Source organism: Chryseobacterium pennae (assembly GCF_003385515.1).
Classification (GTDB): domain Bacteria; phylum Bacteroidota; class Bacteroidia; order Flavobacteriales; family Weeksellaceae; genus Chryseobacterium; species Chryseobacterium pennae.
Genome location: NZ_QNVT01000012.1, coordinates 118,003 through 130,492, shown reverse-complemented (window position 1 = coordinate 130,492; position 12,490 = coordinate 118,003). Strand labels below are relative to the sequence as shown.

12 protein-coding genes and 1 pseudogene are annotated in these 12,490 nt (G+C 37.6%); 11 read left to right on the top strand and 2 right to left on the bottom strand.

Going from position 1 to position 12,490, the window contains the following annotated elements; all coding sequences use genetic code 11:
- The first annotated feature begins 179 nt into the window (after positions 1-179).
- Positions 180-1,187, top strand: coding sequence for a phage integrase SAM-like domain-containing protein (locus DRF65_RS14055; protein WP_123947353.1), 1,008 nt, complete (start codon positions 180-182; stop codon positions 1,185-1,187).
- A 136-nt stretch (positions 1,188-1,323) separates the two neighbouring features.
- On the top strand, positions 1,324-1,578 hold the full coding sequence (locus DRF65_RS14050; protein WP_115971389.1) for a hypothetical protein: 255 nt from the start codon (positions 1,324-1,326) through the stop codon (positions 1,576-1,578).
- A gap of 43 nt (positions 1,579-1,621) precedes the next feature.
- On the opposite strand, the gene mobB is transcribed toward DRF65_RS14050, so the two are convergent.
- The gene (gene mobB, locus DRF65_RS14045; protein WP_115971388.1) at positions 1,622-2,908 is read right to left on the bottom strand and encodes a conjugal transfer protein MobB; all 1,287 of its coding nucleotides are present in this window, start codon (positions 2,906-2,908) and stop codon (positions 1,622-1,624) included.
- Positions 2,905-3,333: a conjugal transfer protein MobA gene (gene mobA, locus DRF65_RS14040; RefSeq protein ID WP_115971387.1), complete on the bottom strand. Its 429-nt coding sequence runs from the start codon at positions 3,331-3,333 to the stop codon at positions 2,905-2,907. The genes mobB and mobA overlap by 4 nt, the downstream gene beginning before the upstream one ends.
- Before the next feature lie 635 nt (positions 3,334-3,968).
- Here mobA and DRF65_RS14030 point away from each other — a divergent pair.
- The 9 genes and pseudogenes from DRF65_RS14030 (at position 3,969) to DRF65_RS13990 (ending at position 12,489) form a co-directional block, all read left to right on the top strand.
- Entirely contained in the window at positions 3,969-4,736 is a 768-nt protein-coding gene (locus DRF65_RS14030) for a ParA family protein (RefSeq protein ID WP_115971385.1), read from the top strand.
- An 11-nt stretch (positions 4,737-4,747) separates the two neighbouring features.
- Complete coding sequence (locus DRF65_RS14025; RefSeq protein WP_115971384.1) at positions 4,748-5,149, top strand: DUF3408 domain-containing protein; 402 nt, start codon at positions 4,748-4,750, stop codon at positions 5,147-5,149.
- A 6-nt stretch (positions 5,150-5,155) separates the two neighbouring features.
- The gene (locus DRF65_RS14020) at positions 5,156-5,752 is read left to right on the top strand and encodes a hypothetical protein (protein ID WP_115971383.1); all 597 of its coding nucleotides are present in this window, start codon (positions 5,156-5,158) and stop codon (positions 5,750-5,752) included.
- A 135-nt stretch (positions 5,753-5,887) separates the two neighbouring features.
- Positions 5,888-7,510, top strand: a complete 1,623-nt coding sequence (locus DRF65_RS14015; RefSeq protein ID WP_115971382.1) for a hypothetical protein — start codon at positions 5,888-5,890, stop codon at positions 7,508-7,510.
- A gap of 132 nt (positions 7,511-7,642) precedes the next feature.
- Positions 7,643-8,434 (top strand): hypothetical protein, encoded by a 792-nt coding sequence (locus DRF65_RS14010; RefSeq protein WP_115971381.1) that lies wholly within the window; start codon positions 7,643-7,645, stop codon positions 8,432-8,434.
- A gap of 181 nt (positions 8,435-8,615) precedes the next feature.
- Positions 8,616-8,927 (top strand): DUF4134 domain-containing protein, encoded by a 312-nt coding sequence (locus DRF65_RS14005; protein WP_115971380.1) that lies wholly within the window; start codon positions 8,616-8,618, stop codon positions 8,925-8,927.
- 11 nt (positions 8,928-8,938) lie between these two features.
- On the top strand, positions 8,939-9,280 hold the full coding sequence (locus DRF65_RS14000) for a DUF4133 domain-containing protein (RefSeq protein ID WP_115971379.1): 342 nt from the start codon (positions 8,939-8,941) through the stop codon (positions 9,278-9,280).
- Positions 9,264-11,824: pseudogene (locus DRF65_RS13995) on the top strand (TraG family conjugative transposon ATPase). Before DRF65_RS14000 ends, DRF65_RS13995 begins: the two are co-directional and overlap by 17 nt.
- Before the next feature lie 32 nt (positions 11,825-11,856).
- Positions 11,857-12,489 (top strand): DUF4141 domain-containing protein, encoded by a 633-nt coding sequence (locus DRF65_RS13990; RefSeq protein ID WP_115971378.1) that lies wholly within the window; start codon positions 11,857-11,859, stop codon positions 12,487-12,489.
- Position 12,490 lies beyond the last annotated feature (1 nt).

Genomic DNA, 12,490 nt, shown 5'->3' with positions numbered 1-12,490 from the left:
TAATTTAGCCTATATTGTCTCAATTTTATATTTTAATGATTTGTTAATCAAATGATTAAAATCATATACTATGCATTGCATATATGTTGTGGATCTAATAGATTTGCTCTCCATAAATAGAGATTGAAATATTTATGCTACAATGTTTTATAAGTGAATGTCAAAAAGTAATTGACGATATGGAGGCAGGTACCGTCAAAAGGGTAGATGGAGATTTTTACAGCGAGCACACTATTCGTAATAAACGAGCTCATATCAATAATTTAAGCAACTTCACAGCAGATGCTTTTTCTGTACTGAGTATGGAAATGATAAATGAGAGCTTGCTGAGGAATTTTCATCAACATTTGTTGGATAGAAATTTAGCGAAGAATACGATTTCAGGTAACTTAAATACTGTTCAATTTTTTATTAGACGTTTTCAAAAAGAAAAAATATTAAAATTCAAGGGGGAACTGTCAATATTTCCAACAGAAATAACAACAGCTGTCACATTGAGTATTGAAGAACTGCAAGAATTATATCGAATGCACTTGCCTCCGGGTCAAAAAAAAGTACTGGATATATTTATTTGCCAATGCTTTTTAGGGCTTAGAGTAAGTGATATGTTTCGTTTTTTGAAACAGATAGAGGCAAGGACAAGAATTATAGATTCCGAATCTTTCTTTGAGATTGTTACGGGTAAAAAGGGTAGTACCGTTGTTATTCCTGCGTGTTACATTGTTCTTATAATAATAAATAGATACGGTAAATCTATTCAAAAGGGTTTTTCAGAAGCACATTATAATTTAACAATAAAAAAAATAGTTGCAAAATCAAGGATCGAAAGAGATGTTGTATTTTGGCGAACGGAGGGGGGACGAAGAATTGAACGCATACATTCTCTCTCATTTTTGATTAGTAGCCATACCGCGAGACGGACCTTTGCAACCAACGGTTATCTCGCAGGAATATCACCATTTGATCTTATGAAAATTACGGGTCATAAATCACTTGCATCTTTTTTTAGATATATGAGATGTGAGAATATTGCGGTAGCTCTTAAACTTTCACGCCATGGCTTTTTTAAAATCGATTTTGAAGATACTGAGAATGTAATAACTTTTAATACGCTCACTCAAAGTTCTTCAATCGCTAATAATCTCGCAGAATCTAATACACATCCACAAAATTTATTTAAATACTAACATAATTTCATACGAAGCTATGTTAGCTTGTTCTGTTTTATTTGATAATATGATGAAAAGTAGTGATAAGGAGTAAATGCTTTAACAGTTTTTTGATTCTTTATTATAGAGAGAATTGTTAAGTTTACGGTAGAAAATGGAAGATATAATTGTTAAATCCGGCGAGCTTTTTGACCGGCAGAAATTTCGGATCACTTTTAAGGAAAGAGATTTTGAAATTATATTGTTAAAAAAGAATGTAGTGAAGGAAACTACTGAGATCAGTCTCCTTTTGGATGGAATGATTCAACAGTTAATAAAGAGAGAAGGAAAGTGGCATTTTGATCACGGAGAAGATCAGGATCTTGCAGGTGATATCTGGCGTCAGATATCATTAAGATACAGACTATAGTGATTTCCCACTTGGGTACGATCATTTTTTTTTGAATTTGAAGCTAGTATCTCGGCTTTGGTTTCCTTCTTTTCTTTTTCATATTGAACTCGAATAATTGTTCCTCGGGATCTTCGGCAGATGGGTCAAATAGAAATACATTCAATAGTCCCAGATCACTGGTTAACATGCCCGTGGTTACCATAAAATCAAAAAATGGATGTATTTGAAGTTCGGATCTAGATTCAGATAACGCGTTGTTTTCATTCTTTGTTTCTATTATTTTGGGTGCAGGTCTGGATTCCTTTAGACCGCTTTGAGAAAACAATTCATGAAATGTATTAGCAGAGAACTGTTTGCCTAATTGAGATCCATTGAAGACGCTATGGCTATAGTGATCGATAAAAGTAATACCATAAAGACGGCCTTGCTCGTTTCTTCTTATTACCATATTTACACCTTGTTGAATCAGGTAGTTTCTAAAATCATTTTCATTGTTGGTCATTTTTAACACCTGAATAAGTACCTGAATAGTTCTGGCTTTGATTTCCGGAGGTGAATTTTTGCTTTTTTCAAAATGTGATTTTAATGCTAATAATCCCGCCTTCTTACCAAAGAGTGAAGATTTGAAGCCGTTGGTGATCTTGTTCCCTTCTTCATCCAGTGCAAAGTAGACAAGACCTTCTTTTATTTCATTACTGTATTCTTTCTTAACATATTCTGCTGTAATATTAAATAATGATAGTAATGCATTGTAGGTACCTAAAGTTTGGAAACCATAATATTGAGGAAGGTAGCGAACTACAGAAGCGATCTGACTTTTGATATCTCCTTTTTTGTGATCTACCGGTTGGAAAATAGCAGCAGTATTAGTATTGTTTTTTTCTGTGGCTGGAGTAAGGCCATATTTTTTTTCAATTTCCCTGCATATGTCCATTGATCTTTTTTTCTCAAATTTGTCAGATATTTTTGTGCCGTTTTTACTTACTGTTGTCGATACGATGTGTATATGGGAACGATCAATGTCATTATGCTTAAAGACCACATAAGGCTGTTCCGCATAGCCCATTTTTTTCATATAATCATTTGCTATGTTTATATAATTATCATCAGATACAATGTCGCTGGGGTCGGGGTTCAATGAAATATGAATTGCTGTTTTTTCTGTTTTTTTGTTTGCCATTAAGTTTGGAAGGAATGATACTAAAAGTTGTCCGGTAGTATAATTGCCATCCGATGTCTCTATCATATTCTGGAGATGTAAAATTTCAGCATTATTCTGAAGAACCTTAGCGTTATTATATAACAATGCACCATACAATTTTGAACCATGTCCAATTTTTGCAATCATAATTTTTCCTTATTTAAAAGGTATTCACTTTCAAACTGTTTGCTAAGGATCAATATATCCTTACAGAGATCCGCTAATTCGAGTGTCTGTTTTTCAAGTTTACCGATATAGAATACTGTCTTCTTATCACCGAAAGTCGTATGAAGAATCTTTACTATCTGATTGTAATTGACGCCGATAGCTCGGAACTGGGCAAAAAGTCGGGATAGTTTGGTGCAATATTCCATTGCTCCTGCATCAATTTTTATGGATTTAATCTGCCTTTCAAAAAGTAATGCTACAATGAATTTTGCCTTTGTGTCTAAGCCTGAATCTTCAAATAGTGATAAAAATCGGGCATTCTCTTGGTCTGTGAGTCGAAATACATACCTATGAAGCGCCTTATTTAACTTGGGATTTCTGCCTCCTTTGTGAATCTGTACCATATTTTTTTTCAAAACGTAGCATATTGTTGTTGTATGTAATTCATATGTTCCTGTATTCGCCTAATTTGTCCATAAAAATCACATTAAAGACATTAAAAGACTTACATGGTTAATCCGACTTTGGAGGATTAATAAGCCCTCGGCAGGAGCAAGTAGTTTTGGGTGCCAAAACGAGTTTTGAGGCACGCAAAACACAACTTGCTCCGTTCTGGGGAACGGAATCAATAAGACGTTTAGTAATTGTGGTTAATCCATTATCTATTAGGCTATTCCTGGTTAAAATAGGCTAATCTATTCCATTATGCTTCAATCCCTGTTTTATCTGGATTCCTTTACAAAAAATATTGGGGTAATACATGCGAAAAATCAAATATAAGGCGGTAAAAGTATTTGGTTTTAAAAGTGTAAAAGTATAAAAATGTAAAAGCGTAAAAGCAGTAATACTGTAAAAATACCCTCTGTAAATTTTTTGATTTAGTAATGCAACCTGTAGCTTAAATGGTTTGGCAGTATACAAAACAGAAAAGCTGTAAGGCAATTTCATATCTGAGTAGTTTATAAGAAAGCTGGTAAAAAGGTTTTTGGTACTACTGTGTATATGACAAAAAAATAAAACAATTCAAAATATATAAACAATGGAAAAAATGAAGAAACCTTTAAAAGTGAGTATTTATACACAAAAGGGGGGAGTTGGGAAGTCAACGATCACGACATTACTGGCAAGTGTAATGCATTATCGGTTGGGGTACAATGTTTTGGTTATTGACTGTGATTTCCCGCAGTATAGCCTCAGTAATATGAGAGAAAGAGATAAAGGAACTATTATGAATAGTGAGTACCATAAAAAGGCCGCGATGAAACAATTTCAGACCATTAATAAGAAAGCTTATTCGATCATTAAATGCAAAGCAGAAAATGCTCTGGAAACAGCGGTAGAAAATATAGACCCGCAGGCAGTCCAACCGGACATAATTTTCTTTGATCTTCCGGGAACAGCTAATACCAAAGGTGTACTAACAGCATTGCAGGCGATGGATTATATCTTTTCACCGATCACGGCCGACCGACTTGTTGTAGAAAGTACATTGGCATTTAGTAAAGCATTTAAGCAACTTCCACCCTCAGAGAGTAATAGTAAGGTTCAAGCACTATGGTTATTTTGGAATCAGGTTGATGGGAGAGAGAAGACCGGTCTTTATAAAACCTACAGTGATACAGTTCAGGAGCTAGGCCTATTAATCATGAAGTCAGGAATCAGAGACAGTAAGCGTTTTCGAAAGGAAATTGATGATACCGTCAATTATGTGTTTAGATCAAGCCTATTGCCAGCTGAATCGCAATTATTGAAAGTAACAAATTTTGATCTATTTATTTCAGAATTCTTAAGGATAGTTCATTTATAAATTTTGAAAATATGGCAAAAGGAAAGGGAACCGGCGATACTGAAAAATCGATCGTTGATGAGGATTACCTAATGAACATTATGAGCGGTGATGAAGCTGCCCGGCAAAATGGTTCATTAAAACAGGAGGAAAATAAGGAGAACTATACCCGCGGGCGGTCAAAAGCATCCGCATCAAAGAAAGTTGATTATGAAGAAACGTTTCTGATCAACCGTTTTCCATCCGGACGAAACGGTAAGGTTGTTTATATCCGCTCCGAATTTCATGAACGTTTACTTAGGGTAGTACAATTGACAAGGGAAGATAAAGTGACACTCTATTCCTACATAGATAATATTTTGGAATATCATTTCAGAGAATTTGGAGAGGACATTACTTCGTACTTCAATGAACGTTTTAAACCGATAATTTAAAAGATTATGGATGACTTAGTACAGATAATTATTATAGTGTGTTTATTGATTGTTATTTTTCTGCTTGCTGTTGACAAGGTGAAGATCGTTAATAACAATATACGGCAAACCGACAACAATGAGACGTCGGAAATTATTGACATTATGGGCAAACCAAATCTGATCCCTGAAAGAGTTTATAATAAACCTATAGATATTCATAAAAAAATGCTCAAATCAACTCACTTTTTTGCTGAACCTAAAAGTGTCCCAACAGTGGTTTCAACAGATGATTCTAGGATCGGAAGTCCAATTTATGACGAATGGGATGATGAACCTTTACCCTATGATGACCGCTTTAGTAAGGCCGTCTCAATGGAAGAAATGATGGATGTCGGTAAACTGCTTCAGCAAAGTGATCTAGGGTCTGAACAGGAAAATGTAGTTGTGGATGTTATGCAAAAAGTTCAGGGGACGGAATTATATGGACTTTTGGAGAGTTCCATTGGAGATGCATCACAGCGGATAGCGATGCTTCTTGATCGAAATATTAAAATCAATGAAGCTGCTGATTATAATCCGCAGGATGGCTATGAAAAATTTGATATTGATGATTTCATTTAACAGTTCAAATGTTGAATCAGATCGGCGAACTTACTAAGTATGTACCAAAACTGAACTTGGAGAATTGAGTTAATTTATGGTTTATACAAAAAAGAAAGGAGGTAATACAAAGATTTAATTACAAATTTAAAAACAATGAAACGACGGTTACCCGTTTTCGAAATAGAAGGAACGCCTTTTCAGGTGGACATCAGCCGTTTTGCACTTGTAAAATATGCAAACCCAGAAACCAGTCTTGTTGAATATGGCGATAAAACAAATGAGATCAGTTTTTTGGACATGAAGGATTGCGGTACTCACTACGAATTTGGCTACAATCCCAAAAGAAAAAGCTTAAGCAGGGGAAAGGAAAATGGGGAGGAGGAAATACCTGTGAAGGTTCCTCGTCTTGGTCTGTTAGATCCTTTGGGAATGGTCGAAGCGTACAATTGCACTTTGCAGGACCTCAAGACAAGGACCGATTATGATATTATTGTCGATTATAATAAAAAGTTATACGACAGAAGGATCAGCGGTGAGTTGCCGACCATTGATTTAGCGGGCAGGATTTATGAAGTTCTTTATGAGGAGAACTCACTTCGCCCAAAAGGTTGGGAAGGCGAAACGATTTCTTTGTGGGATTACCGTCAATGCTATTATGATGATGTAGAGGGGATCTATTTTCTATATTATGATACCCGGGAAAATAAGGCTGTTAATCCCGGTGCTGATGGGAGCTGGGATAAAGTGGAAGATCGTATAAAGGTGATGGTAAAAGATGTTGCTTCATTGGACTGTATGAAGGCAGGTGAAAAATATGGAAATGCTTATACCGGACATATTTTTTGCGACGTTAAGCTGCAGCATGTTGCTGAAGTGATACCGTTGGAAAAAAATGATCATGAGGATAGCCAGTCCATGAAACTTCGAAGGGAGTATGAAAAAAAGAGAAAAGATGGAGTATCGACCATTAAGATTTTAGGAACTGATTTTATTGTTGATGTTGTGGGCTACCAACTTCTGGAGAAGGGTAATGAAAACAATATTCTTTATTTTCGGGATTTTCAGGAGATACAAAATGGTTACGGATTTTATTATGATACCAAGATTAAAAACATCCCCAAAGAATCATTCAACCACGAAACGACACACTATGTAGAAATTCCGGAATTTGTAAAAATGGCTCCCCTTGAAATTGCCGAAAAGAAGCATATAAGTGTACAAAAAGTTCTCCAGATGACAGACTTTGACCTGATGGCCAATACATTGATGTTTAAAGAACGCATGGCGGGAAATACTCCGGACCTGGTTTTTGGGCCCGGCGGTGAACAATATTTTGTTGAATTAGAGAGAGGAATGTTAAGACCATATTATCCAAGATCAGTTAAGCCAATTTTATTCTCAGATATTCAAAAGTATTTTAATCCCGAAAAAGAGTGTTTTATTGTGCCATATAATACTTCAACAAAGGCAATTGAAGATCTGGATTTTATTAAAACAAAGGAAATTCCGAAGAATGTCGGTCTGTTTTCATTTCCTTCTTTAAAACGGATGGATCCTATAGGCTGGAACTTATTACAAGGTCTGGATCCAAAAGTTGGTTTAAAGCAAGTGAAACTGACCAGTGTCTTTGTTGCCGAACAGGTCGGCACTTTGGAAATATCGCTGAAGGCGACTGCTTCCCAAACGGCTGAAAAAGTGAATAAACAACCGATAAAGGAGCACAGGGATAATAAACTAAAAACCAGAAAACCAAAATCTGGTCGGGGTCTAAAGTAGATGCAATACACTATTTCTAAAAGGAAAAAATAGGAAAAATTAGTACTTCAATATTCTATTTTACTATAGATATATGAATTTCCAGTCAGTTTAGTTTACATATTAATTTAGGAATAATAAAATGTAAGCGCTATGGAAAAGGAATTGCCGATCTACACCGACCAAGGGGTTGAATTTATTGTCGATGTAGACAAACTTGAATTTAGGGATAAAGCTAACCAAAATAACCGCTATGGACTGGAAGTTCTTGAAGACCGGGGGGAGGAGGGGTATCAATTTGAGCACTACGATGAATCAGAAGATAAAGCATTGTGGATTACGACACCACAATTTGTCATATTGGATCCCGAGGGTATGGCAGAAAAATATAAGAAGTCCGTTGAAGAGGTCTATCTATTGACAGACTTTGAACTTATGGTCGATCAGGAGTTATTGACGAGACGGTTAAAGAATGGTCAACTACCAACAATCGAATTAGCTGGGCACACTTTTTATGCAGATGCAAGAATTGATCTTCTGCGTCCAAAGGACAATTTTTCAACACTGGGAATGCGGTTTGATGAGCTTGAGAATTACTATTATGTAGAAAGTAATTCGTATTGTTTTGTATATAATCCAAAGACATACGATCTAGGCCACTTGGATTATGAGAATATTACAGATATTCCAAAAGATTTACTATTTGTGGAAATCCCAGATGTTAAGGTGCTTGATCCTGTTGGTTGGAACCGGCGCAATGGCTTTCCTGAGACCGATGATCTGAAAAGGATAGGGCTGAAGATGGAATTTGAAGGAAAGATCATTCCGTGGAACGAAACAGGAATTAATGAGTTAATTGAGCAAAATAGACTGAAAAAACCAATTAGAGAAGCAGTAATCAAGAGAGATAAACCTCCGATAAAGAAGGGCGGTCCCAAGATATAAGTTAAGACCAAAAAGCCAGACATCATTTGTCTGGTTTTTTTGTGGAATAAACTACCGGTTAGGAAGCTATAGGCAAATTGAGTACCTCCCATACCACTTGGTTCAATTCCGGTCACATGTCGCAACACCTTTGTTTTCAAGCCGCTGAGCGCGGGTATTGTTAACTAAAAAGTATTGAAACATGAAAAATTCAAAACGAAAAAAAGTCTTGCTAGGTGCGATATTTTGCTTATGCCTATCCAATCTAGTATTTGCACAGGGCAATGGAGCTGCAGGTATTCAGGAAGCTACGCAGATGGTAACGTCCTATTTTGATCCAGCCACAAAATTGATTTATGCGATAGGCGCAGTAGTAGGATTGATAGGGGGCGTCAAGGTTTATAATAAGTTCAGTAGTGGAGACCCTGACACCAGTAAAACTGCCGCCAGCTGGTTTGGCGCATGTATTTTCCTGATCGTTGCTGCAACCATCCTACGTTCATTCTTCCTTTAAACAACCGGGTTATGCAGTACAAAATAAATAAGGGAATTGGAAGAACCGTAGAATTCAAGGGGCTAAAAGCACAGTACCTGTTCATATTCGCAGGTGGGCTACTCAGTATTTTATTACTGGTAATGATTCTTTATATGTTGGGCCTACCCCCTTATCTGTGCCTATCCATTGGAATTATCGCTGCTTCGATAATCATCTGGAAGACCTTCGCCCTGAACGCAAAATTTGGTGAACATGGATTGATGAAGATTGCTGCAAAACGTAGACATCCTGAGTACATAATCTCGCGCAAACCAATTCAGAGTTACCTCAGAAATTATCAAAAATCGGTAAGAAATGAGAAATCTAAGTAGAACTACAACCCTGGAAAGTCGATTTCCAATATTATCGGTGGAAAACAATTGCATTATTTCCAAAGAAGGAGACATAACCGCCTGTTTTCGTATTGAGCTCCCTGAAATTTTCACAATAACATCAGATGCTTATGAGGCAATCCATTCCAGCTGGGCTAAGGCCATCAGGACACTTCCCGATTTTACGATTATCCATAAGCAGGACTGGTATTTAAAAGAGAACTATCAGCCAGATATCGAAGGGAAGGAGCACAGCTTCCTTTCTCGTTCGTTTCAGATGCATTTTAATGAAAGGCCCTTTCTTAACCATTATTGTTACCTGTTCTTAACCAGGACAACTAAAGACAGGATGCGGATGCAGAGCAACTTCAGTACGCTTTGCAAAGGTAATCTGATTCCGAAAGAAATAAAAGATAGGGATGGAATGCGTCGTTTTTTTGAAACGGTTGCGCAGTTTGAAAGGATAATGAATGATGGGTCTGTGAAGATGCAGCGCCTTTCTGAAGATGACATCATTGGAACAGATAATACGAAAGGTTTGCTGGAACAGTATTTTACGTTGTCAAGAGAAAATAACGTCCTACAGGATCTTGGACTGGGCGCCGAGGAAATCCGTATCGGTAATAAAAAAATGGTTCTCCATACATTGTCAGATACTGAGGATCTTCCCAATGCAGTTTCTGAATCGTTGCGCTATGACTCTCTATCAACTGATAGGAGTGATTGTATGATCTCATTTGCCAGCCCTGTTGGATTGATGCTCAATTGTGACCATATCTACAACCAGTATTTATTTATTGACAATAGTTCGGATAACCTGAGAAGATTTGAAAAGTCAGCCCGTAATATGCATTCGTTGGCCAGATTCAGTCGCGCCAACCAGATAAACAGGGAATGGATTGAGCGATATCTAAACGAGGCGCATTCTTTAGGTTCTCCGTCCATCCGGGCGCATTTTAATGTCTTTGCGTGGTCAGAGGATAGGGAAGAGCTGCGAGCAGTTAAAAATGAGGTCGGAAGTGCCCTCGCACTAATGGATTGCAAGCCCCGGCATAATACCACCGATGCAGCGACTTTATTCTGGTCTGCAATTCCTGGTAACGCCGGAGATTTCCCGTCAGAAGAATCCTTCTATACTTTTATTGAACCGGCGCTATGTTTTTTTACAGCGGAGACCAATTATCAGGATTCATTGAGCCCATTTGGGATCAAGCTTGCCGACAGGCTCACTGGAAAGCCGGTACATGTAGATATTAGTGATCTCCCCATGAAAAAGGGGATTATAACCAATCGTAACCGTTTTATCTGCGGGCCTTCCGGGGGTTGGCGGGCTATTCTTAACTGAGTAGCCCGCCAACCCACCCAAAAAATGGAAGTGGAAAATCATTCTTCACCAATCATCTGGTGAGACAGTATTATGAGCAGGGTGCTCATGTGCTATTGGTTGATACGGGTAATTCTTATCAGGGACTATGCGAATTAATCAAAGGAAAAACAAAAGGAAAGGACGGGATTTATTTTACTTATACCGAAGAGAATCCGATTTCATTCAACCCGTTCTTTACCGACGATAATGTGTTCGATATTGAAAAACGCGAGAGTATCAAGACCTTGATCATGACACTATGGAAGCGTGATGATGAAGCCCCGAAGCGCAGCGAGGAAGTAGCATTGTCCAATGCAGTGTCCGGATATATCGAAAGGATTAAGAATAGTGATGAAGCTCCATGCTTTAATGGTTTTTATGAATACGTGAAAGGAGATTATAGAAAGGTTCTACAAGATAAAGAAGTACGGGAAAAGGACTTTGACCTGGCAAATTTCCTGAACGTTCTGGAACCTTACTATCGGGGAGGAGAATACGACTATCTGCTAAATTCGGATAAGGAGCTGGATCTTCTTAATAAGCGCTTCATTGTATTCGAGATCGATCAGATTAAAGACCACAAAATTTTGTTCCCTGTGGTAACGATTATCATAATGGAAGTCTTTATCAATAAGATGCGTACGCTTAAAGGAATACGCAAGATGATACTCATTGAAGAGGCCTGGAAAGCGATTGCAACGGCCGGAATGGCGGAATATCTGAAGTATTTATTCAAAACAGTCAGGAAGTTTTTTGGTGAGGCTACGGTTGTGACTCAGGAAATTGATGATATCATTCACTCACCGATTGTTCGCGAAAGTATCATCAATAATTCAGACTGTAAGATTCTGCTTGACCAGCGGAAGTACGCCAATAAATTTGATGACATCCAGAAAATGCTCGGACTGACTGAACGTGAAAAATCCCAGATTCTATCCATCAATCAGGACAACGATCCAAATCGAAAATACAAGGAGGTGTGGATCGGGTTGGGTGGAACGCATTCCGCAGTCTATGCAACGGAAGTGAGTGTGCAGGAATATCTAGCCTACACAACAGAGGAATCTGAGAAAATGGAGGTAATGGATTTGGCACATGAAATGGGCGGCGATGTTGAAGCAGCGATCAAGAAAATCTCCTTACGAAAGATCAAAGGTCTATCAAAAGAGGACAATTAAATTCTTTAATAACAATCCTAAAAATTTAGAAAATGAAAAATTTTATGATTACAGCGGTAATGGTCTTAACAATGATCTTATCGCAAAAAGCAAATGCGCAGTGGGTGGTGACGGACCCTACAAATTTGGCTTCGGGGATATTGAACTCTGCCAATGAAATTGTGCAGACTTCAAGTACGGTATCTAATGTCGTCAAGAACTTCAATGAGGTTAAGAAAGTGTATGAACAGGGGAAGGAATACTATGATAAGCTCAAGGCGATCAACAATCTTGTCAAGGATGCGAGAAAGGTGCAGCAGACAGTTTTGCTTGTGGGAGATGTAAGCAATCTGTATGTGAACAATTTCGGTAGGATGCTAAACGACAAGAATTTTTCCCCTGCAGAACTTGTTGCCATCGGAAATGGTTATGCGGCACTGCTTAATGAGAGTACTGAACTGCTCAAAGAACTAAAACAGATTGTTACGTCTACAAGCCTATCACTAAACGACAAAGAAAGAATGGAGATCATTGACCGTGTTTACAAAGAAGTGAAGGAATATCATAGTCTTGTAAAGTACTATACCAATAAAAATATCTCCGTCAGCATTCTTCGGGCCAGAAAGCAGAATGATACGAAAAGGGTCATGGATTTATATGGAACCGCAAATCAAAAATATTGGTAAC